The following is a 21,340-nucleotide window of genomic DNA, read 5'->3' as shown; positions in this document are numbered from 1 at the left end:
ATGTTTAAAATGTTTGCCCCGACATTGCGGCGGCGGTTCTGTCGACCTTGCTATCAAGCGCCGACAATTACTATGTAGGTGCTGAAAAAGTCTTTTCAACACCTCAAAGCAAAAAAATTTAAATTTTTTTATTCCAGTGCCTGAAATGTACGTGCAAGCCTTGGCATATAAGCGTTGTCATTATCCAGCGAATAAGCGATATGCGACGCCTTACCGATGATTTCATCCATAGGAATAAAGCCATGCACTCTGGAATCGGCCGAGTTATTACGGTTGTCACCCAGCACCAGCACGTGATTTTCCGGAACAGTCACCGTATTAAATGATGATAACGGTGAGCCATTCTTATCCAGATGGATCTGATGAAGCACTTTACCCAATAGCTCCTGCTGATTTTCATCATCGCCGGAATACAATAAGGGCTGATTGTTCAGATACAAGATGTTATTGCGCATGGCAATTCTGTCACCGGGTAAGCCCACAACACGTTTAATCAGTCGGTTATCTGCCGCCTTGCTGTCGAACACAATTATATCTCCGCGGGCAGGGGAGCCTGTTTCAGCCAGACTGATGTCAGTGAACGGCATTTTGATTTCATAAGCCAGCTTATTCACAAATATGCGATCGCCAACCTGAATGGTAGGTTCCATTGAACCGGAAGGGATGTAATACCAGTCTGCCACACCGGCACGCACAAACAACATCAGGCCGATAAATATAAAAAAGGATTGATTGTCTTTCCAAATTCGCTTCAGTCCGGTTGGCTTGTCTTTCATAGTCGTCCTCTGATCGTTGAAGAAATTGCAGGTCTTAATGTCAGAGCTGTTGTCCGGCGAAATAGTTCATCCACAGATGTAACAAGGTATGAAAACGGGAGGAATCGGTCGGGTGTCATTTTTATTGATGATAAAGCATGATATCGTACGTTTTATAATCACTATTGGTACGGTTCAGGGATGCGTATCTCTTTTGTATTACTCTTGTTTTTGATTATCAGCCACCCTCTGCCTGCTCAAAGTACAGTTCTGCAGGTAGTGACAGAGTCATCGCCTCCTTATCACTACCTCAATAAATATGGCAGGGTAGACGGCGAGACCACGCACAAAGTACAGGCTATCCTTGAAGCCGCCGGGGTAAAAGGAGAGTTTGCGTTATATCCCTGGGCCAGAAGTATCATCATGGCAGAACGTCAGGCCGGCACACTTATCTATTCCATTGCACGGACACCGGAGCGTGAAAAACAGTTTCACTGGCTGGCTGAAGTATCGGCTTTTCATCTTGCCGTTGTTGGCCTCAAAAGCCAGCCTGTTGCAAACGGGGAACTAAAGCAGGGATATCTCACTAACTATACATTTGCTGTGCAACGGGACGACATCAGCTACCACTGGTTACAGCAACAGGGGTTCAGGGAAGGTCAGAACATGCTGGTATGTGCAGATATTCAGTGCTCGTGGGAGTATCTGTTGAGGGGGATGGTCGATTTTATCATCGAAGATCCTGCCCTGATTCCTGCAACGGCGAAGAAATTAAACGTGGACGGGGAGCAGCTCAATCCAATAATGGATATTCCCGAGCTTGCCGTGACCGGCTATCTGGCTGCCAGTAAAGACACGGATCACGCTGTTGTGTCGCAACTGAAAGAAGCGGCACAACAGCTGGGCATGGGGATTACTTCTGGTGACGGGCGCGTAGCACCGCAATGACATCTTTCATTGACATGTCGCTGGCCTGCAGCAGCACTGTCAGGTGATAAAGCAAGTCGGCCGCTTCGTTCTTCAGCTCTTCTTTATCCTGCACCGTTGCAGCAAGTGCAGTTTCCACGCCTTCTTCACCCACTTTTTGAGCGATGCGTTTAATGCCTTTGCTGTACAGTGAAGCGGTGTAACTGGACTCAGGGTCCGCATACTTACGCTCTGCCAGAACCCGTTCCAAATCACCCAGGAACGTATAAGCCGGCGCCTGATTATCGAACCAGCAGCTTTCCGTTCCTGTGTGGCAGGTTGGGCCTTTCGGGCGGGCTAGGATCAGTAAACTGTCGTTATCGCAATCGCTACCCACTTCAACAAGGTTCAGAACGTTGCCAGACTCTTCGCCCTTCATCCACAAACGCTGTTTAGAGCGGCTGAAAAAGGTGACTTTTTTCGAATCAAGAGTCGCTTCCAGCGCTTCCGGGTTCATGTAACCCTGCATCAGCACTTTGCCGGTTACGGCATCCTGCACGATAGCCGGAAGCAGGTTATCCATTTTATCCCACGCTAATTGCGTCAGATTGTCTTTAGTAATAATCATTAAATTGTTCCTTAACGGCCGTGACGGATACACATGGGAATAGCCTGAGACGCCAGGGTATCTTTCAGTTCGTGCATATCAATGATGCCCTTGTGAAACACCGACGCTGCCAGCGCGCCATCTACGTCTGCCTGCTTAAATACGTCGGTAAAGTGCTCAATAGCACCGGCACCGCCTGAAGCGATAAGTGGTACGTTACACACGTCACGCACGGCTTTCAGCTGTTCGATGTCGTAGCCCTTACGCACGCCGTCCTGATTCATACAGTTCAGTACGATTTCACCCGCACCGCGTGACTGCACTTCTTTAATCCAGTCGATGGTGTGCCACTGAGTTTGCTGAGTGCGGCTTTCGTCACCGGTAAACTTGTACACATCGTAACGACCATTCGCTTCGTTGTAGAAGCTGTCGATACCAATGACCACGCACTGCTGACCATAAATGTCGTGCAGCTCGTTGATGAGATCTGGGTTAGAAAGAGCTGGGGAATTAATGGAAATCTTGTCCGCGCCCATTTCTAAAATACGTCCGGCGTCTTCCACCGATTTAATGCCACCGGCTACGCAGAATGGAATATCGATGACCTGGGCAATACGGCTTACCCAGCTTTTATCGACAACACGTTGATCAGACGACGCGGTAATATCATAAAACACCAGTTCGTCGGCACCGGCTTTAGCGTACTGTTCTGCCAGTGGCACAATGTCGCCAATGATTTCATGGTTGCGGAACTGAACGCCTTTAACAACCTTACCGTCGCGTACGTCGAGACAGGGAATTATCCGTTTTGCCAGCATGCGATAGCCTCCTCAACGGTAAATTTACCTTCCAGCAGGGCGCGGCCTAAAATCACGCCGCCTACATTGGTAGGACGAAGAGCACGGATGTCATCCAAGCCGCCAATGCCGCCCGATGCTTGCCAGCTCACTTGCGGGAATTGGGCACATACGTCGGTGTATAAATCTACATTGCTGCCTTGCAGGGTGCCGTCACGGCTGATGTCAGTACACAGCACGTGTTTTACGCCGACTTCCTGAAAATCTTTCAGCAGACCTTCCAGTGCCACGCCGGAGTCTTCCTGCCAGCCGTGGGTAGCAATCATTCGCTCACCGGCGTCGTTGATGTTTACATCCAGTGCCAGCACAATTTTTTCTGCACCGTACTTCTGCATCCAGCCTTTCACCAGTTCTGGCTGCTTTACTGCCAGAGAACCGATTACTACGCGGCTTACACCAGAATCTAACAGTTGGGCCACGTCTTCTTCGCTGCGAATACCGCCGCCAGCCTGAAACTTCATGCGTTGGGTATCGACCATTTTGCGGATAAGCGTAAGCTGTCGTTTGCTGGTGTCTTTGGCACCGGTGAGGTCGACAATGTGCAGCCACTCAGCACCCTGATCGGCGTAGTCATGTACCACGTCTACCGGATGTTTCTGGTACTGGGTTTTCTGGTTGTAGTCACCCTGGAACAGGCGCACCACGGCGCCGTCGATTAAATCAATTGCTGGAATAATCATTACATTTCCACAAAATTAGTCAGAAGTTGTGCGCCGGCTTCACCGCTTCGCTCGGGGTGGAACTGCACGCCGAAGAAGTTATTGCTGTGCAAGGCGGCAGAGAACGTTTGGCCGTATTCACAGGTGGCCAGGGTTTTGTCGTATACCGGCACGGCAAAGCTGTGCACAAAATAGAAATAGGTGTCAGCCGAAATGCCCTTGAACAGCGTGTTGCTCTCAAGCGGCGTTACCGTGTTCCAACCCATATGAGGCAGGCGTAACTCACCCGCTTGCAAGCGGGCAACATGACCCGGCATCAGGCCTAAACAGTCAATCTGACCGTTGCTGGTTTCATCCGAAGTTTCGACCATTAGCTGCATACCTAAACACACGCCGAGCACGGGTTGTTCCAGTGAACGAATGGTGTCGGTGAGGTTCTTGCCGTTAATGCTGCGCATGGCGGCATAAGCACTGCCCACGCCGGGCAGGAACACTTTGTCGGCGGCTTTGATGATGTCGAAATCATCAGATACATCCACCGTCACGCCCAGGCGCTCAAGGGCAAATTTCACCGACGAAATATTCGCACAACCGGTGTTAACAATAACAATCTTCTGCGCCATTACAGAGCTCCTTTACTGCTCGGCAAGGCATCGCCCTGACGGGTAATCGCCTGGCGTAATGCACGACCAAACACTTTGAACAGGCTCTCTACCTGGTGATGCGCGTTTCCTTCGCTGGTGGAAAGGTGCAGGGACAGGCCCATGCTTTGCGCCAGTGAATAAAAGAAGTGAGGTACCATTTCAGTGGCCATTTCGCCAACCTGATCGCGGCTGAACTCTGCATCCATTTTCAGGTAAGGGCGGTTAGAAATGTCCATGATGCACTCGGCACGACATTCATCCATAGGCAGTGCGAAACCAAAGCGACCAATGCCGCGCTTATCGCCCAACGCCTTTTTCAGCGCGTCGCCCAGGGCCAGTGCCGTGTCTTCCACGCTGTGGTGATCGTCGATGTGCAGATCGCCGTCAACCGACACCTGCATTTCAAAACCGCCATGGGTAGCAATCTGATCCAGCATGTGGTCGAAGAAACCCATTCCGGTGTGAATTTGTGATTTGGCCGTAGAGTCCAAATCCACCCGCACGCGGATATCGGTTTCAGACGTCTTACGCACCACTTCCGCAATGCGCGATGATGCCAGTAAGGCTTTTTCGATATCTTTCCAGTTGTTGGTTTCCGGATTGTACTGGAATGATTTGATGCCCATGTTTTCGGCCAGCTGCACATCAGTGATGCGATCGCCAATCACATAAGAACGGGTAAAGTCGATGCGGCCCTGTTGCAGGTAGTCTTTAACCAGCCCGAGGTTAGGCTTGCGGCAAGCACAATTTTCGTGGTCGAAGTGCGGACAAATCAGCACATCATCAAACGTGACACCCTGAGATTCGAAAATCGCCATCATCGCATTGTGCGGCTTGTCGAAATCTTCCTGCGGGAAGCTGTCAGTGCCTAAACCGTCCTGATTCGACACCATGACCAGTGAGAAACCGGCAGCTTTCAATTTTAGTAAAACAGGAATAACGTTTGGCTCAAATACCAGCTTTTCCAGGCTGTCTAATTGCTTATCTACCGGCGGCTCTTCAACCAGCGTACCGTCTCGATCGATAAATAAAATAGCTTGCTGACTCACTTGGAAGCTCCTGTCTGGGAAAAATAATCATTAATCAGCTGTAGCAGGCGGTCGTCCTGCTCCGGACTGCCGATGGTTACGCGCAGGCAGTTTTCCAGATTCAGCTGTTTGGACTGGTCGCGAATAAGCATGCCGCGCTCAACCAAATATGCCATAAGTTCTTTGCAGCGCGCATAACGGAACAGCACGTAGTTGGCTTTGGTGTCGCCCACCATTTCGAATGCTTCAAACGCATTCAGTGCTTCTGTGAGGCGGGCTTTCTCTGCGTTAAGAATATCGACTTGCGCATGCAGGCGACCGATGTTTTCTTCGCTAAGCGCCTCGGCAGCGATCTGCGCCACCGGATCCGGAATAGGATAAGGCGCAATCACTTTCATCAGCGCAGCAATCACATCGTCATTAGCAATGGTAAATCCACAGCGTAAACCAGCCAGCGCAAAAGCTTTGGAAAGGGTACGCAGGATCACCAGATTCGGGTAATCTGCCAGCTTGTTCGCCCAGGTGTTCTCTGCGTCAAACTCAATGTAGGCTTCGTCAACCACTACTAACGCTTTGTCAGTGAAGTGGCGCAGCACGGTGTCCAGATCCTGTTTAGCCACCTGTGTGCCGGTAGGATTATTTGGCGCACAGATGAACACCACGTTAACGTCGTCGTTGCTGCAAATAGCTTCCACATCGAGGCTGAAGTCGGCTTTTAATGGCGCCTTTTTCACGCCAATATCGCAGGTTTCTGCGCTTATCGCGTACATGCCGTAGGTGGGCGGACAAATCAGAATGCTGTCTTTACCCGGCGTACAGAACGTGCGGATAAGCAGTTCAATGCCTTCGTCGGCACCGCGGGTCACCATCAGCTGGCTTTTCGCGACACGGGCGTAAGCCGAATAACCGTTAATCACGCCGTCAGGCTGACAGGACGGATAACGGTTGAAGTGGCTGCTGTCCACGTCGTAGTGGTTAGCAAACGGCGATTCGTTGGCATTCAGCCAGTCCTGACCACCGGCGTAAAGGCGGCGCGCTGATTCATAAGGTTTCAGCGGGATCAGGTTGTCATTAATCAGATGGTCGACCAGACTGCTCATTGGTCATTCCCCTTTTCAAGCTCAGCCATACGCAGGGCAACAGCCTGTTCGTGGGCATCAAGTCCTTCTGCGCTGGCCAGCTTCATAATGGCCGGACCCAGATTACGCATGCCGTTGGCAGACAATTCCTGCACAGTAAAACGACGCATAAAATCAAGCAGACCTAAACTGGAATAGTTGCGCGCATAGCCATATGTTGGCAGCACATGGTTGGTGCCCGAGGCGTAATCGCCCGCAGATTCCGGTGACCATTGGCCAACAAAAATGGAACCGGCATATTTGATGTCGGTTAGTAGTTCACGGGCGTTGTCGGTCTGCACAATTAAGTGCTCCGGCGCGTAGGCGTTGCTTACCAATACTGCCTCGCTAATGTTACCGGTGAGGATATAGCGGGCATTTTCCATGGCCTGAGAAGCAATGCTGTTGCGCGACAATTTTGCCAGCTGAGCTTCTACCTGCGCTTTAGTGGCTTCAATCAGCGCTTCACTGTCTGAAACCAGAATAGCCTGGGAATCCGGACCGTGCTCAGCCTGTGATAGTAAATCCGAAGCCACAAATGCGGCATTGGCGTTGCCGTCAGCCAGCACCAGCACTTCTGAAGGGCCTGCCGGCATATCGATAGCGGCACCGTCGGCACGCTGACTGACCTGTTGTTTGGCTTCAGTCACAAAACTGTTGCCCGGGCCAAAAATCTTATCGACCTTGGCAATACTTTCTGTACCGAACGCCATGGCAGCTATGGCCTGGGCTCCGCCACACAGGTAAATTTCTTCAATGCCACACAGTGAAGCCGCAAGAGCGATTTCAGGGGCGATTTCACCGGCCTGTTTAGGCGGTGTGCAAAGCACTTTGCGTTCGCATCCGGCAACCAGCGCCGGTACGCCCAGCATCATCACGGTAGACGGTAACGGCGCACTGCCGCCGGGTATATAAAGGCCGACAGCATCCAGCGCGGTAAAACGCTGTTCGCATACTACGCCCGGCGTAGTCGTCAGGGTAATATCCTGAGGTTTCTGAGCTTCGTGGAATTGTTTTACGTTGTTAAACGCAACCAGCAGGGCGTCTTTAACGTCAGTAGAAACCCGTGCAGCCAATTCGTCTCGTTTTGCAACAGAAAGGGGCAGGCTGTTCAGTGAAGCACAGTCGAACTTCCGGGTGTATTCCAGTACCGCGGCATCGCCCTGTTGGCGAATTGCCGCGAGTATGTCTGCAACGGTCACCCGCAGACTGTCTGAGTTTTTCATAACCGGCCGGGCGAGGGCTTCTGTCTGCCCGGCAGGTGTAAGTGAGGACCAGTTGATCATGGCAGATTAACCCATCATTTTTTCAATTGGCATAACCAGAATAGAACGACAACCTAAGGATTTCAGTTTCTCCATGGTTTCCCAGAATAAGTCTTCAGGGCTGACCACGTGTACCGCTACCGCATCATCAGAACCGGCAAGAGGCAGTACGGTAGGGTTCTCAGCACCGGGCAGCAAACTTTTTACCTGCTCCAGATAGGCTTTCGGCGCGTGCAGCATAATGTATTTACTTTCTTTGGCCTGAATGACGCCATCGATACGGGGCACAAGACGATTCACCAGCGCCTGTTTCTGTTCTGAAAGCGCACCGTCAGCACGTTGGATCAGTACCGCTTTTGAACGGAAAATAACGTCTTCTTCCACAAGACCGTTGGCTTCCAGTGTGGCACCGGTTGAAACCAGGTCACAAATCGCATCGGCCACACCGGCGCGGGGAGCAACTTCTACTGAGCCGGTCAGCATAACCGCGCGGGCATTGATATTATTTTCTTTGAAATAACGCTCAAGCAGGTAAGGGTAGGTCGTTGCTACTTTTTTACCTTCCAGTGACTGAATACCTTCGTATTTCATCTCCTGCGGTACCGCGATAGACAAACGGCAACCACCGTAATCCAGACGACGCAGTACTTCAAAATCAGACGCTTTACCGGCCGCCTGACGTTCCAGCATTTTCTCTTCTAATTCGTTTTCGCCGATAAAACCCAGGTCGACAATGCCGTCCATGACCAGACCCGGAATATCGTCGTCACGTACGCGCAGTAAATCGATAGGCTCATTAGTGGAATGGGCGATGAGAAGGCGGTCACGGATGTATAATTTAATACCAATCGCTTTTAGCAGCGCGATGCTGTCATCGCTGAGACGGCCTGATTTCTGAACTGCAATACGCAGACGTTTGCTGTCACCCATGTGAACATTCCTCTTTGTGTGAACCTGATTTGAAGCTGCTTAAACGAAAAACCCCCGGAAGTTTCCTTCCGGGGGTCGAGAATTTTTTATCTGCGCCACTGGAAGGAACTATAGACCTTCCAGCACGAACCTGAAAGGTTATGCTTTATGATGGTGGTGATGGTTAGCAGCGCAATTAAACATGTAAAATTCGTTTCCAATCTTTTTGACGCGGCAAACAGTAGCTAATTGAGTGATCTAAATCAACCCCAAAAAGCCATAATAAGGGAATTATTATACTAAATGTTTGGTCATAAGTTATATCTTACTGTTCGAAACGGGTAAAAACCTGCGACAATGAAATAAATGTCATCAAAAATGCGAATAATGGCGTGTTTTTATTTACGTGGAGGCGAGGGTGAGCAACGACCTTATTTTTCCTATTCTGCCGAGAGAGGGCAAGGTGCCGGTTAAACCGGATGACCGCGTAAAGAAAGTCAGTAAGGAAGCGGAAACCAAAGGCCTGGGTGAAGATGAGCGTTATGAGCATGACGAGGAGCGTCGTGTGGCTGAAAAGCAACAACGTGACAGCGGGCATCATCAGGATGATAAAGCGGAGCAACATGCTGAAAATGCTAAAGAAAATCAGGGGGGCAGTTCCGGACACAAGGCAGACAACAGTCAGGAGCCCTCTTCAGACAATAAGGACAGTAAAATAAAGCATTTAGATATCTATATCTGATCCAATTTTGTCTGGTGTTCCGGTAAATATCCGCTAGTATGAAAATTAACCTGTAGGGCTTGCGCCGGTGATACAGGACAACTAACAATAAATACTACGGACAGATATTATGAAGAAATCACTGCTGCTGATTGCGATGGCAATTACGCATACCTGCCTGAATGCTGCGTCTTTAAACGTTGACGATCTGGCTATCCCTCATACCCGTTATCAACTGGACAATGGCCTGACGTTACTGGTCCACGAAGATCACAAAGCGCCCATTGTCGCGGTCTCTGTTTGGTACAACGTGGGGTCTAAAGATGAGAAACCCGGTAAAACCGGCTTCGCTCACCTGTTTGAACACCTTATGTTTAACGGCTCGGAAAACTACGACGGCGAATACTTCAAGCCCTTTGAACAGGTAGGCGCCACCGATATGAACGGTACCACCTGGTTTGACCGCACCAACTACTTCCAGAATGTCCCGTCTACCGCCGTCGATCTTGCGTTGTGGATGGAATCTGATCGCATGGGGCATCTGCTTGGTGCCATCACACAGGAAAAGCTGGATAACCAGCGTGGCGTGGTACAGAACGAAAAGCGACAGGGCGACAACACGCCGTACCGTAAGGCTGAATACAGTTTACTGGAAGGCATTTTTCCTGAAGGACACCCGTATCGCTGGAGTACCATCGGCTCCATGGAAGATTTGAATGCTGCCAGTCTGGATGATGTGAAAGCCTGGTTTGAGCAGTACTACGGTGCAGCCAATACTGTCATTGTCCTCGCCGGTGACATTACGCCGGAAGTGGCAAAGCAGAAAGTGGAGCATTACTTTGGTGATATTCCTCCGGGACCGCCTTTAAAACGTCTGAAATCCTATGTGCCGGTTAAAGGCTCCAACAGCTTTGAGGAATTGTTCGACAAGGTGGCGGCTGAACGCATCTACCGGGTCTGGCCGGTAGCCGGACGGGTAGATGATGATACTGAAGCACTGAATTTGCTGGCCAAAGTGATGGGAGAAGGCAAAACCTCACGCTTGTATCAGCGCCTGGTGGAAAAAGAAAAGCTGGCAACCGGTATTGATGCGTATTTAGAAGAGCATACGCTGGCAAGTATCTTTACCCTCGAAGTGACGCTCGGTGCAAATGCTGATGAAGATAAAGTGTCTGCGATTATTGATGAAGAAATTGCCGCTCTGCTTGCCAAACCGGTAAGTAAGCAGGAACTGGAAGGGGCGCGGATGCGCACGCTTTCCCGTACTATACGCGGTATGGAGAAGATTGGTGGCTTTGGCGGAAAGGCTAACGTTCTGGCAGAAGGCGAGTTATATGCCGGCGATTCAGACCACTATATGAAAAGCCTGAAACGCTATTCAGAGGCCACACCAAAGCAGCTCAATACCGTCGCTAAAAAATGGCTCGATCTTCCTTATCATCAGTTGATTGTCCGACCGTTTCCGAATTATGCAGCAAGTACAGAAGGGGCCGACCGCTCTGCATTACCGGAAGTGACAGAAATGCCCGTGCTGTCGTTCCCTGAGGCAGAGGAATTTACCCTGGATAACGGGTTGCAGGTCTATTTTGTTAAGCGTGATGCCGTGCCTGATGTTTCTCTGCGTATCGTGTTCGACAGTGGTTATGCCGCCGACGCATATGGCTATCCATTGGGTTCATCATCAATGACCATGCGCATGCTGGAAGAGGGCTCCGGTAAAATTGATGGTGAAGCTTACAAAACGAAAATGGATATGCTGGGCGCTGCCAGCTATTTTGGCGGCTCGCTGGACAGTTCTTATGCACATTTACAATCCCTTACTGCAAACTTAAAACCTGCATTGTCACTGTTCAGCAGCGTGGTAAAAAATCCTGCCATGCGGGAAAGCGATCTGGAAAAACTGAAGCCGATCTGGCTGTCGGATATTGCCCAGGAAAAATCTCAGCCGGTACAACTGGCTGTCCGGGAGTTGCCGCCGTTGTTGTACGGAAAAGAGCATCCATATGGTATGCCGCTGACAGGTTCCGGCACCAGTGAGTCGGTCAGTGAAATATCCACCAAAATACTCAAAAACTTCCATAGCACCTGGATACGCCCTGACAATGCGAAAATCATTGTAGTGGGTGACATCGAAAAATCAGCACTCCAATCCATGCTGAATGACAGTCTGGGTGACTGGAAAGTCAGTGGTAAAGCCGGAGAAAAGCGCATTGTTGACGTACCGCAGGTGAAAGGCCGTACATTCTACCTGGCCGACCGTCCTGATTCTCCCCAGTCGCTTATACTGGCCGGTAAACTCATCCCGCCTGTATCAGATAAAAGCACACTGGCTATCGAAACGGCTAATGCCATTGTAGGCGGTAAATTTACCGCCCGCCTGAATATGAATTTGCGGGAAGATAAAGGCTGGGCTTACGGTGCACGCAGCCTTGCGATGACAACACTGGGGCAGCGTCCGTGGTTTGTGTACGCGCCGGTACAGAGTGACAAAACCGTCGAATCGGTTAACGAAATAGACCGCGAGATGAAAGAATACAATGGTGATAATCCGGCAACAGAAACGGAGCTGACCGAAACCGTTACGACTGAAATCCGTAAGTTACCGGGCTTATTTGAAACAAACGGTAGTGTGCTGTCAGAAATTGAGTCCAGTCTGAAAGAGGGTAAGCCGCTCAACTATCCTATGTTATTACAGCAGGAGTATGACAAGCTTACCCTGGAAGACGTCAGGGCGCAGTCCGGTTTGTTCACTACTGATAATGTCATTTATCTGATTGTGGGCGACGCTGCACTTTACAAGGACGAACTGGAGACAATGGGTAAAGTGGTGATGCTGGAAATAGAGTAAGCTCCTGTACGGCAACAAATCGGTGGTGCCCCGGAAGCGCTCTGAAATTCAGCGCTATGAACATAAATGCTTGAACGTTAACGCTCTGAATTAAAAACGAAAGGCCCGCTCTATATAGAGCGGGCCTTTTTGTTATTCGCAATCGCGGGTGGCGCCATGTATTAATTAGTCAAACCAGTGCCGTGTTCTGTTTGCGAAGCCTACCAGCGACAACATCACCGGCACTTCAACCAGCACGCCGACTACAGTAGCCAGTGCGGCTCCCGAGTGGAGACCAAACAAAGAAATTGCCACGGCAACAGCCAGTTCAAAGAAGTTTGACGTGCCAATCATGCATGCCGGGGCGGCAACATTGTGGGGCATTCCCATTCGCTTAGCCAGCCAGTAAGCCAGAAAGAAAATGCCGTAGGTCTGAATAAGCAGCGGTATGGCAATTAATACAATGGCCTGCGGATCTGCAATGATAGTTTCAGACTGAAAGCCGAATAGCAGTACGACGGTAGCCAGCAACCCGACAATTGACCATGGCTTCATGGTGGCAAGAAATTGTGTCAGGCGCTGGTGGTTGTCCTTACTGTCCAGTACTTTTCGTGTAATCACACCGGCTACAAGAGGGATCACAACGTACAGCACGACTGATAATAGCAGCGTGTTCCAGGGAACAGTAATATCGGTAACGCCCAGCAGAAATGCCGCTAACGGCGCAAAGGCGAAAATCATGATGATATCGTTCACGGAAACCTGCATGAGGGTATAGTTGGCATCACCCTTTGTGAGCTGACTCCACACAAACACCATAGCTGTGCAGGGGGCCACACCAAGAAGGATCATACCGGCTATGTATTCGCCCGCTGTTTGCGGATCGACCCATTCTGCAAAGATGCCTTTAAAGAACAGCCAGCCCAGAAAAGCCATAGAAAAAGGCTTAAGCAACCAGTTGATGATAAGGGTCAGAACCAGGCCTTTGGGTTTCTTCCCTACATCTTTAACCGAGGTGAAATCTACCTGCACCATCATCGGGTAAATCATCAGCCAGATGAGTACGGCGATTACCAGATTGACATGTGCATACTCAAGCCCTGCTACAGTAGCAAACAGATCCGGAAACAAACTGCCTGCAAGCAGGCCTGTAACAATCGCAAGTGCAACCCAGACGGAGAGGAAGCGTTCAAATAATCCCATGGTCCAATATCCTAAATCGATTTTTGATTAACGCGTTTGCTCAGTGCCTCTGCACTTGCCGTGTGTTGCACTCCTAAATCCGTGAGAGCCTTGCGCAGAGCTTCAGTATCACCTGCTTTTTCAGCAATGGTTAGCAACTGTTTTGCTCTTTCTTCAATAATGCGGATGCAGCTTAAAAACGCTGTGCGGATCTCTTCAGTGGTGCCACTTTCCTTCGATGGATCTGACAGGCCCCAGTGAACTTTTACACTGTTACCGAACCAGACCGGGCAGGTCTCGCCCGCCGCTGAGTCACATACCGTAATGACAACATCGGCGCTAAAGTCTTCGAATTCGTCCCATGACTGGCTTTGCAAGCCGGCTGCACTGTAGCCGGATTCTTCCAGATATTTCACAGACAACGGGTGTACTTCACCTACCGGCTGGCTGCCGGCGCTGCGCGCTTCAATGATGCCGCGGCCAATCTGATTGGTGATGGCTTCGCTAAGAATACTCCGGCACCGGTTGTGGGTGCAGATAAACAGAATTTTCATAAGTGTGTTCCGGTTAAAAATTTAATTACAACAATCGCTGCCGTTAAGCTGGCATTGCTTAAAAGTCGCAAGCGACGTTTCAAAGCCTTCGCTGTTACTTTCACTGGCGCTGGCAATGACAGATTTTGCCCATGCCGGCAGTTCGGGATGAAGGCGGTAGTACACCCACTTGCCACGGCGTTCATCCAGCAAAATGTTGCATTTACGTAGTGATGCCAGGTGACGGGATGTCTTGGGCTGATCCAATTTCAGGGTTTCCATCAGCTCGCACACGCAGGCTTCACCAAACGTATGGATAAGCACAACGGATTTCAGCCGGGTATCGTCGGCCAGACATTTAAACAGTTGCAGCGCATTCATAAGTTAATACATGTGAAATAATACATATGTGAAATTTCACATGTTTAGGGGTGAGAGTCAATGACAGTGTTGTGAAGTTTTTTTACCGGGATAAGAAAGAAAGGAAGGGCAAGGGCGCGAAAAGACGTTACCGCTGAATCTGCCCGCGTTGCACTTTCAGCTCCGGCCACTCAGCCAGCCACGATTTATTTTTTACCCGTGAATCAAAGGTTGCCTGCGCTGCCAGCGGGTTACGGGTGATGGTATTGTTGTAGTTGTGACTTAATCCATAAGCACTGAATATTTCGATACTTCCGTTTTGAAGTCTGGCTGCTACAGTGGTTTCAATTTCAATCCAGTGTGAAATCGCATCCGGGGTACTGCTGAATGGCGGACGTCCATGTTTGTCATGCATGCGTGCCTGATTACGGACTTCCCAGTTCAGTGCCGGCATAATGGTATTCAACCGGCCCGTGTGCACGGTTTCGGCTCCGGCAGACACGTTGTCACTATCGAAGTACACCACATCCACGTCATTAAGGGGAGTGGGGATGCTGCGCCGGTGAGTGTGATCCCAGATGAGGTTTCTGATGAATCCGGCGCCAATCCAGCAGTCCGGTAACGATAAGGCCGCTACGGCCTGCAGAGCTGCATACCGTAACGGATCATCCTTTAAAAGCTGCACGGTTAAATCGCGCAGCGCTGTTTCATTTAGTTGAGTTGTTTGTCTGGCCAGAATTTGGTGCCTTTTACCGAGGCCTGCAGAGCAAGACCGGATTCCGTCATTGTGTAAACGGTAATATCACCTAAATACCCTTCACCTTCAACCGACATGCCTTTTTGACCAGCCTTTGCAGTGGCATCTGCGTTACCGCCTGCGGTCCAGCCGTTCTCAATAAAGTAATTAATGGCTTTTTGAGAATGAAACACCAGCACAATGCGGTAATCTTTTGCTCCGATCCCCAGTCCCACACCGCCCTCGGCCATGTTCATGTATGTCTGGTGGCCGGTTGTGTTGTTGTTAACAACACCATAGCCGGTACCGGCTGAAACAAAAATAATGTTCACATTCGCATTGCTGAAAACGGCATAGCCGGGCGCTGTTTCTATTTGCGCTTTTACATCGGGTTTTTCTTTGTAGAGTTTCGCCAGCGCCACATCCTGCATGGTTAGTATGGCGTCCCGTTTTTCAGCAACGGTGCCACTGCCCATGGAAGCGCAGCCTGATACCAGCATCAGTACACCGGCAGCGAACATAATACGTTTAGTTTTTATCGTTCTAATCAGATTTATCATGCTATTACTCCTGTAAGAACCTGTCTGAATGCAGACAAGGCAATAAGCAACTTCAGATCTGACAGAACAAAGCAATTAGCGTGCTTAGTTTTATAAATTCTTTTTATTCAATGTGTTATGTGTGATTCGGGAAGAGTGTTGCGGGGAAGAAAAGGGGGCGATGACGCAATTTACAGACACTCGTCCGCAAATTGCGCCAAACTTGATCATCAGAAGCGGTAACGTCTCAGTTGCTCCCGCATTTGTTCAATTTGCTCAACCAGCGCTTCACAGCTATCAGATACCTCGCGGGCATGTTGCTCATTTTCACTACCAACCTGCTGAATGCTGTTCAGTCGTTTGGATACATCCTGCGATACTGCGGCCTGCTGTGTGGCCATTGATGCGGTTTCCTGATTCAGGGAAGTAATGGTTGCGACGGCGGACAGGGCTTTTTGTAACGTCTCTCCGGCTTTTTGTGTCACTTCCACGGTAGCAAATGCATTGTCTTTATTCGACTGCATGCGCTCAGACGCATCGCGGCTGCCTTGTTGCAGGCGTTCAATCATGACGCGGATTTCTTCTGTAGAGCTTTGGGTACGGCTTGCCAGTGAGCGAACTTCATCTGCGACCACCGCAAAGCCCCGGCCCTGTTCTCCGGCACGGGCGGCCTCAATGGCAGCATTCAGAGCCAGCAAATTGGTTTGTTCGGCAATATTGCGGATAACATCCATGACACCACTGATTTCCTCACTGGAGCGGGCCAGATCGGTAATTACCTGTACTGAGGCATCCACTTCCCGGGCCTGTTTCTCTATGTCTTTGATAGTCGCTTTCAGTACATTAACGCTGTTACGGGTGTCAGCGTCGGCCGCATTTGCAGCATCGCTGGCATGATGAATATTTACTGAGACGGCTTCTGCGCTTTGTTGCAGCTCAGTGATGGCACTGGTGATCGCACTGGTTTCGTCAGATAAGGATTTCACGGTTTTCTGTGCGCTGGTGGCTGTTCTGTTCAGCACCTGTGATTTAGACTGCATAGCCTGAGTGGCACTGTCGACGTTTTGTAACGTGGACTGCAATTGTGCCAGTAATTTATTGAAGGCCTGTGCCATGCGGCCAAATTCATCATTCTTTTTGTTTTCAAAGCGGAAAGTCAGATCGCCTTCACCGCCGGACAAACTGGTGACAACCTGATTAAACTCATCCAGAGGCTGACCCACATAACGTTTCACCAGGATAACCAGACTGATAAGAATAATGCCACTCGCCACCAGTACTTTAATCAGCAAAATGAAAAGCGCGGTGCTGAGCATGGACGTTTTCTCACTGTTTGATTCCGCCAGCAAGATGTCGTAGCCCCAGCGGCTGAATGGCACAACGGTAAGATTCCATTTGTCGTCTCCGGAGAGGGCGGCTTTGACGTCACTTTCGTTCACATGAGAAGAATGCATACGTACATTGCCTTTTGCATCACGCAGGGCAACAAACCCTTTTTCCAGTATATGACTGCGGGCGATGGCTTCTTCCAGCAGTTTTAAATCAGCGGAGTACCCCACATACCAGATACCGACAACCTGACTGGCGTTATTAAACATGGGTTCGTAACCGGTCAGATAAGGATTACCGAGTATATCTACTTCACCGTAATAGGCTTCGCCATTTTTGATTTTCGCCATGGCTTTGCCCTGAGGGGCGAGTTTTGTTCCAATTGCGCGCTGACCGTCTTTAATCACATTTGTACTGACGCGGATGTAGTCATCACCCCGGCGACTGAATAATGTTGCCGTGCCGCCCATAATGCTGGTTAGCCCGTCAACCAGAGTAAAATCATTCGCCTGCGGTTTTTCGCCCAGTAAAAGCTGCGTGGAAATCGTTTCTTTCACCATCACATCGCCAGCCTGTGAGGGTGTTCCCAATGCTGCGCCCCGTTGCTTTAATAACGCCATACTGCTTTTTACCCGTTCACTCATCAGTGAATCGGTGACTGTGAAAATATCCAGCAAGCGCTTAGATGTCTGATCTATTTGTGTCTGGATCTGATGGTCAATATCAGACTTGATGGATACGGAAGTTACTATGCCTACAATGACAGTAAATACCGCTATCACAATGGAAATGGCGATGAGAAATCTTCGCTTTATGGACATGCAAACTCCGTTAAAACAGTCAGACGCTTAAACTTTCCGGACAGCACCGGCAGCAGAGGCGACCTGAATACAAGTCGCTCTGGTTAACTGGCATATTTTGTTGATTTAAGCGTAGTTTAAAATTTCAGAACAGTGATGATTATTTTGTCTGAAATCATCTTCACACTTACATATATCGGCGGGTAATACTTATTTATTAACTTTAATGACGGAATAACCTTCACTTTCAAGCATGGCGATAACGCCTTCGGCACCGGCCATATGCATGGTGCCAACCAGTACAAACTCTGTTTCCGGCGTGGTCAGGTACTCTTCAATGTGCGGGAGCCATGCTTTATTTCTGTTTGTCAGCATTTCATCGTACACCTCAGGATAGTCTGTTTTGAAGCTTTCCATGCTGTCGTTATACAGTGCCTGCATGTCACCGGTCAGCCAGTTTTCCTTCATCGGTTCCAGTGAGTCATTCATGGTTTCTAACTCTTCCAGGGTGTAGCGGATGTAGGCATCTTCGTCGCCTTCACTCAGTCCGGCCAGCATCATTAACTGCTGCTCAGGCGTTTCAAACCAGCCTACAGGCTTCTGGTCTTCCGTCGCGCGGGCGAAAAAGTATTTGTCGACGCCCTGACTGGTTAAGCCTGCCCGCTGCATTTCCAGCATAGAAAGCGATATACCAAGAAATGATGCCTTCATCTTACTTACCTGAGCTACCGGAATACCTCTTTCAGAGAGCCAGTCAGACAGCATACTGAATGTTTCTTCAGATAAATCATCTTTGATTGTGCGTCCGTCCTGATAAGTCATCAGTTGCAGTGTTTTACGGGTGAAATCCGGCGTATCCAGCGCATCCAGATCGGTTTCGAATATGACTTTACAGGATGCTTTGTAAGCGATGTCATATTCTGCCGGTAGCGGATAGTCCTGCGGGCTGAGGATATGCAGTGTGCCACCGAGATAGACGGTATTCCCGTTCTTGCTCACCTCCCAGACGGATGCTGAGAAAGCAGTGAGCGGCGTGGCCATACCCCATAAAGCCACTGCGGCTATAAAACCCTTTTTTAATCCGGTGAAGGCTGTTCGCATAATACTGAGTCCTTTGCTACGATTCCTCTCATAATGTGCTATGCAATTTACTGTTAAAGCTGTAAAAGTACAATTCTCAAATGTTTGTTTTCACTTGCGAAGGCCATCGCGGTGTATTTTCTGGATAAGTAGTCTATCTGTGTTAAGTATCGTCCGTCAGTTTTCCGTTCCCTCTGCGCTGACCATCCTCTGGTTTATTGTGTTGTTTATGCAACCGGATCCGGCTGGCATCGTGGCAGAAAATGGTGCTTTTGCGTTACTCGGTGTTATCGGTGCTGTGTTTGCGAATGCAACCGGGGCCGGTGGCGGCGTTGTTTTTGTGCCGGTGTTCCACCATCTTGATTTTTCCCCTCAGAACATTGTGGCAACCAGTTTTGCCATTCAGTGCTGCGGTATGACGGCCGGTGCATTAAGCTGGTGGGCGTTTTTTCAAAACAAAGAAAAGCACAACGAACACTGGCAAATGTTACCGCAGGTGGTGGCACTCACAGTACCGGCTTCGGTGTGCGGTATCCTGATGGCACAGTTTGCTGCCGGCAGCATTCCGTTGTTGTCTTTCATTCAGGGTAATGTGAATGATTTGCACCTGGGCTTCGGTATTTTCTCTATTTTTCTGGCTCTGGTCATTTTTGCCAGTATCCCGTTACTAAAGAAAACCCGGTTCAGAAGTAGCCTCTCCATGACTGAAACTGCGCTGTTGCCCGTGGTGGCGTTTGTTGGCGGAGCAGTGACTGCATGGTTGTCTGTCGGCGTTGGTGAGCTTGTCGCTGTATTTCTTATTCTGAGGGGCTTTCACGTTACCATGGCGATTGCTGTCGCTGTAATGCTGACTGCATTTTCAGTGTGGGGCGGGGTGATTTACCATGTTACTGAATCCTTAGCCATTGTGTGGCCGGTGGTACTGTTTGCCGGAGCAGGTGCAATCATTGGCGGCAGACTGGCTAAATATGTTGTGCTGGCATTTTCCGTACAGAAATTAAAATTGTTTTTCGGTTTGTGGGTTTTACTGCTGGGGATCAGCGGATTGCCGGTATTCTGAACGGAAAACTTTTCGACGGGAATGACGTATCAATGCTATGAGATTGATTTTTAACGCCCGGAGAACATCATGGCAGCAGATTTTTTACCGCAAAACCGTTATCAGGTTGCGCAACCTGCGTGGTCTGAAAACGCGGTCATCTATCAGGTCAATACCCGCCAGTTCAGTGCTGAAGGAAATTTTCAGGGCGTAATTAAAGGTCTTGAGCATATCAAAGCGCTGGGCGCAGATATCATTTATCTCATGCCGGTACAGCCCATCGGTATCAAAAACCGCAAGGGGGCACTGGGCAGTCCCTATTCTGTAAAAGATTACTTTGCCATTAATCCCGAGTTCGGAGACGAGAACAGTTTCGCCGCACTTGTCAGTGAAATTCACCGGCTTGATATGAAGGTGATTCTCGACTGGATCCCTAATCACAGTGCCTGGGATAATCCACTCACCGTGTCACATCCTGACTGGTATGCAAAAGATTATCAGGGTAATTTCAGACCGTCACCGTGGTGGGACTGGGACGATATTATTGAGTTTGATTACAGTGTGCCGGCGTTGCGCCGTTACATGACTGAGGCAATGTGTTACTGGGTAGAACGGTTTGATATTGACGGTTTTCGCTGCGATGTTGCCGGTTACGTGCCTAATGATTTCTGGGCTCAGGCCAGAGCCGCGCTGGATGCCATTAAACCGGTTTTCATGCTGGCAGAATGGGAGAACCGCGATCTTCACGAACAGGCATTCAATATGACCTATGCCTGGAGCTGGAACGAAGCTATGCACGATATAGCTCAGGGCAGGGCACCGCTGGACAGGTTGAGAAAATACTATTCCTGGAACGAGCGCAGCTGGCCGGAGTCAGCCTACCGGATGACATTCGTCAGCAATCATGACAAAAATGCCTGGGATGGCACGCAGCATGAGCAGTTCGGACAAGCTCTGGAGGCTGCTATTGTGTTGTCTGTCACCGGCGAAGGTATGCCGCTAATTCACAATGGTCAGGAAGCGGGGGAAAACAAACGTCTGGCCTTTTTTGAACGGGATCCCATCGACTGGCAGGACCATGCCATCGGCGATCTTTACCGTGAACTGATTAGTTTGAAAAAGCGCGTGAAGGCATTGTGGAACGGAAAAGCCGGTGCAACCATGTTGCAGGTGAACAGCAATGATCTGAAACGGGTTTTCAGTTACGTGCGCATGCAGGGAAATGAGAAAATTCTGGTGGTGCTTAACTTATCCCCGGATACCGTTTCACCCACCTTTGATGCCGGTCTGTATAACGGCCAGTACCGCGACGTGCTGAACCGTCAGGACATCGTGCTTGATGCTGCACAGCCGCCTATTTTGGCTCCCTGGGCCTATCGTGTTTACGAGGCGATTTGAACATGAATTAAACTGGCCGGCCGGTCAGTGAATTCTTGCCCCATTTAG

Annotated in this window: 21 protein-coding genes and 1 other annotated feature; of the genes, 5 read left to right on the top strand and 16 right to left on the bottom strand. The window is 49.7% G+C overall.

Features of this window, described 5'->3' with window-relative positions; all coding sequences use genetic code 11:
* Window positions 1-128: 128 nt before the first annotated feature.
* A complete protein-coding gene (lepB, locus tag DS731_RS13810) occupies window positions 129-776 on the bottom strand; it encodes a signal peptidase I (RefSeq protein WP_119501884.1) in 648 nt (215 codons plus the stop codon).
* A gap of 180 nt (window positions 777-956) precedes the next feature.
* Between lepB and DS731_RS13805 the strand changes: the two genes are divergently transcribed.
* Complete coding sequence (locus tag DS731_RS13805) at window positions 957-1,703, top strand: substrate-binding periplasmic protein (protein WP_119501883.1); 747 nt, start codon at window positions 957-959, stop codon at window positions 1,701-1,703.
* On the opposite strand, the gene hisIE is transcribed toward DS731_RS13805, so the two are convergent.
* From hisIE to hisG, 8 genes are read right to left on the bottom strand one after another with little or no spacing between them, the layout of a single operon-like run.
* A complete protein-coding gene (gene hisIE / locus DS731_RS13800) occupies window positions 1,669-2,289 on the bottom strand; it encodes a bifunctional phosphoribosyl-AMP cyclohydrolase/phosphoribosyl-ATP diphosphatase HisIE (RefSeq protein ID WP_119501882.1) in 621 nt (206 codons plus the stop codon). The genes DS731_RS13805 and hisIE overlap by 35 nt on opposite strands.
* A gap of 11 nt (window positions 2,290-2,300) precedes the next feature.
* Complete coding sequence (gene hisF, locus DS731_RS13795; RefSeq protein WP_119501881.1) at window positions 2,301-3,086, bottom strand: imidazole glycerol phosphate synthase subunit HisF; 786 nt, start codon at window positions 3,084-3,086, stop codon at window positions 2,301-2,303.
* Window positions 3,068-3,805, bottom strand: a complete 738-nt coding sequence (gene hisA, locus DS731_RS13790) for a 1-(5-phosphoribosyl)-5-[(5-phosphoribosylamino)methylideneamino]imidazole-4-carboxamide isomerase (protein WP_119501880.1) — start codon at window positions 3,803-3,805, stop codon at window positions 3,068-3,070. The genes hisF and hisA overlap by 19 nt, the downstream gene beginning before the upstream one ends.
* Complete coding sequence (hisH, locus tag DS731_RS13785) at window positions 3,805-4,407, bottom strand: imidazole glycerol phosphate synthase subunit HisH (RefSeq protein ID WP_119501879.1); 603 nt, start codon at window positions 4,405-4,407, stop codon at window positions 3,805-3,807. Before hisH ends, hisA begins: the two co-directional genes overlap by 1 nt.
* A complete protein-coding gene (gene hisB, locus DS731_RS13780; protein ID WP_119501878.1) occupies window positions 4,407-5,477 on the bottom strand; it encodes a bifunctional histidinol-phosphatase/imidazoleglycerol-phosphate dehydratase HisB in 1,071 nt (356 codons plus the stop codon). The genes hisH and hisB overlap by 1 nt, the downstream gene beginning before the upstream one ends.
* On the bottom strand, window positions 5,474-6,556 hold the full coding sequence (gene hisC, locus DS731_RS13775) for a histidinol-phosphate transaminase (RefSeq protein WP_119501877.1): 1,083 nt from the start codon (window positions 6,554-6,556) through the stop codon (window positions 5,474-5,476). The genes hisB and hisC overlap by 4 nt, the downstream gene beginning before the upstream one ends.
* Complete coding sequence (gene hisD / locus DS731_RS13770; RefSeq protein ID WP_119501876.1) at window positions 6,553-7,860, bottom strand: histidinol dehydrogenase; 1,308 nt, start codon at window positions 7,858-7,860, stop codon at window positions 6,553-6,555. Before hisD ends, hisC begins: the two co-directional genes overlap by 4 nt.
* A gap of 6 nt (window positions 7,861-7,866) precedes the next feature.
* Window positions 7,867-8,769, bottom strand: coding sequence for an ATP phosphoribosyltransferase (gene hisG / locus DS731_RS13765; protein WP_119501875.1), 903 nt, complete (start codon window positions 8,767-8,769; stop codon window positions 7,867-7,869).
* A gap of 46 nt (window positions 8,770-8,815) precedes the next feature.
* Window positions 8,816-8,932, bottom strand: a sequence feature (His leader region).
* A gap of 234 nt (window positions 8,933-9,166) precedes the next feature.
* Between hisG and DS731_RS13760 the strand changes: the two genes are divergently transcribed.
* Together DS731_RS13760 and DS731_RS13755 are read left to right on the top strand one after the other, a co-directional pair.
* The gene (locus DS731_RS13760) at window positions 9,167-9,490 is read left to right on the top strand and encodes a hypothetical protein (RefSeq protein ID WP_119501874.1); all 324 of its coding nucleotides are present in this window, start codon (window positions 9,167-9,169) and stop codon (window positions 9,488-9,490) included.
* A 109-nt stretch (window positions 9,491-9,599) separates the two neighbouring features.
* Window positions 9,600-12,317 (top strand): M16 family metallopeptidase, encoded by a 2,718-nt coding sequence (locus DS731_RS13755; protein WP_119501873.1) that lies wholly within the window; start codon window positions 9,600-9,602, stop codon window positions 12,315-12,317.
* 165 nt (window positions 12,318-12,482) lie between these two features.
* Here DS731_RS13755 and arsB read toward each other — a convergent pair whose 3' ends face one another.
* The 7 genes from arsB to DS731_RS13720 form a co-directional block, all read right to left on the bottom strand.
* Window positions 12,483-13,499, bottom strand: coding sequence for an ACR3 family arsenite efflux transporter (gene arsB / locus DS731_RS13750; RefSeq protein ID WP_119501872.1), 1,017 nt, complete (start codon window positions 13,497-13,499; stop codon window positions 12,483-12,485).
* 11 nt (window positions 13,500-13,510) lie between these two features.
* Complete coding sequence (locus tag DS731_RS13745; protein WP_119501871.1) at window positions 13,511-14,032, bottom strand: arsenate reductase ArsC; 522 nt, start codon at window positions 14,030-14,032, stop codon at window positions 13,511-13,513.
* Between the two features lie 21 nt (window positions 14,033-14,053).
* Entirely contained in the window at window positions 14,054-14,392 is a 339-nt protein-coding gene (locus DS731_RS13740) for a metalloregulator ArsR/SmtB family transcription factor (protein WP_119501870.1), read from the bottom strand.
* Window positions 14,393-14,519: 127 nt separating this feature from the next.
* Window positions 14,520-15,056 (bottom strand): nucleotidyltransferase family protein, encoded by a 537-nt coding sequence (locus tag DS731_RS13735; protein WP_202980662.1) that lies wholly within the window; start codon window positions 15,054-15,056, stop codon window positions 14,520-14,522.
* A 26-nt stretch (window positions 15,057-15,082) separates the two neighbouring features.
* Window positions 15,083-15,667: a YSC84-related protein gene (locus tag DS731_RS13730; protein ID WP_232373369.1), complete on the bottom strand. Its 585-nt coding sequence runs from the start codon at window positions 15,665-15,667 to the stop codon at window positions 15,083-15,085.
* A gap of 209 nt (window positions 15,668-15,876) precedes the next feature.
* Complete coding sequence (locus DS731_RS13725) at window positions 15,877-17,796, bottom strand: methyl-accepting chemotaxis protein (protein ID WP_119501868.1); 1,920 nt, start codon at window positions 17,794-17,796, stop codon at window positions 15,877-15,879.
* Between the two features lie 189 nt (window positions 17,797-17,985).
* The gene (locus tag DS731_RS13720) at window positions 17,986-18,876 is read right to left on the bottom strand and encodes a TraB/GumN family protein (RefSeq protein WP_119501867.1); all 891 of its coding nucleotides are present in this window, start codon (window positions 18,874-18,876) and stop codon (window positions 17,986-17,988) included.
* A gap of 139 nt (window positions 18,877-19,015) precedes the next feature.
* Between DS731_RS13720 and DS731_RS13715 the strand changes: the two genes are divergently transcribed.
* Window positions 19,016-19,915, top strand: coding sequence for a sulfite exporter TauE/SafE family protein (locus DS731_RS13715; RefSeq protein WP_119501866.1), 900 nt, complete (start codon window positions 19,016-19,018; stop codon window positions 19,913-19,915).
* A 69-nt stretch (window positions 19,916-19,984) separates the two neighbouring features.
* Window positions 19,985-21,292, top strand: coding sequence for an alpha-amylase family glycosyl hydrolase (locus DS731_RS13710; protein ID WP_119501865.1), 1,308 nt, complete (start codon window positions 19,985-19,987; stop codon window positions 21,290-21,292).
* The last annotated feature ends 48 nt before the right edge of the window (window positions 21,293-21,340 follow it).

Origin of the sequence: Alteromonas sp. RKMC-009 (genome assembly GCF_003584565.2) — a bacterium.
In the GTDB taxonomy this organism is placed as follows: domain Bacteria; phylum Pseudomonadota; class Gammaproteobacteria; order Enterobacterales; family Alteromonadaceae; genus Alteromonas.
This window is presented reverse-complemented; position numbering and strand designations above follow the sequence as displayed.

What these genes read in the sequence shown, in the direction of transcription:
- lepB (WP_119501884.1), bottom strand. Translation starts at nt 776, where the DNA reads ATGAAAGACAAGCCAACCGGACTGAAGCGAATTTGGAAAGACAATCAA.
- DS731_RS13805 (WP_119501883.1), top strand. Translation starts at nt 957, where the DNA reads ATGCGTATCTCTTTTGTATTACTCTTGTTTTTGATTATCAGCCACCCT.
- hisIE (WP_119501882.1), bottom strand. Translation starts at nt 2,289, where the DNA reads ATGATTATTACTAAAGACAATCTGACGCAATTAGCGTGGGATAAAATG.
- hisF (WP_119501881.1), bottom strand. Translation starts at nt 3,086, where the DNA reads ATGCTGGCAAAACGGATAATTCCCTGTCTCGACGTACGCGACGGTAAG.
- hisA (WP_119501880.1), bottom strand. Translation starts at nt 3,805, where the DNA reads ATGATTATTCCAGCAATTGATTTAATCGACGGCGCCGTGGTGCGCCTG.
- hisH (WP_119501879.1), bottom strand. Translation starts at nt 4,407, where the DNA reads ATGGCGCAGAAGATTGTTATTGTTAACACCGGTTGTGCGAATATTTCG.
- hisC (WP_119501877.1), bottom strand. Translation starts at nt 6,556, where the DNA reads ATGAGCAGTCTGGTCGACCATCTGATTAATGACAACCTGATCCCGCTG.
- hisD (WP_119501876.1), bottom strand. Translation starts at nt 7,860, where the DNA reads ATGATCAACTGGTCCTCACTTACACCTGCCGGGCAGACAGAAGCCCTC.
- hisG (WP_119501875.1), bottom strand. Translation starts at nt 8,769, where the DNA reads ATGGGTGACAGCAAACGTCTGCGTATTGCAGTTCAGAAATCAGGCCGT.
- DS731_RS13755 (WP_119501873.1), top strand. Translation starts at nt 9,600, where the DNA reads ATGAAGAAATCACTGCTGCTGATTGCGATGGCAATTACGCATACCTGC.
- arsB (WP_119501872.1), bottom strand. Translation starts at nt 13,499, where the DNA reads ATGGGATTATTTGAACGCTTCCTCTCCGTCTGGGTTGCACTTGCGATT.
- DS731_RS13745 (WP_119501871.1), bottom strand. Translation starts at nt 14,032, where the DNA reads ATGAAAATTCTGTTTATCTGCACCCACAACCGGTGCCGGAGTATTCTT.
- DS731_RS13740 (WP_119501870.1), bottom strand. Translation starts at nt 14,392, where the DNA reads ATGAATGCGCTGCAACTGTTTAAATGTCTGGCCGACGATACCCGGCTG.
- DS731_RS13730 (WP_232373369.1), bottom strand. Translation starts at nt 15,667, where the DNA reads ATGATAAATCTGATTAGAACGATAAAAACTAAACGTATTATGTTCGCT.
- DS731_RS13725 (WP_119501868.1), bottom strand. Translation starts at nt 17,796, where the DNA reads ATGTCCATAAAGCGAAGATTTCTCATCGCCATTTCCATTGTGATAGCG.
- DS731_RS13720 (WP_119501867.1), bottom strand. Translation starts at nt 18,876, where the DNA reads ATGCGAACAGCCTTCACCGGATTAAAAAAGGGTTTTATAGCCGCAGTG.
- DS731_RS13710 (WP_119501865.1), top strand. Translation starts at nt 19,985, where the DNA reads ATGGCAGCAGATTTTTTACCGCAAAACCGTTATCAGGTTGCGCAACCT.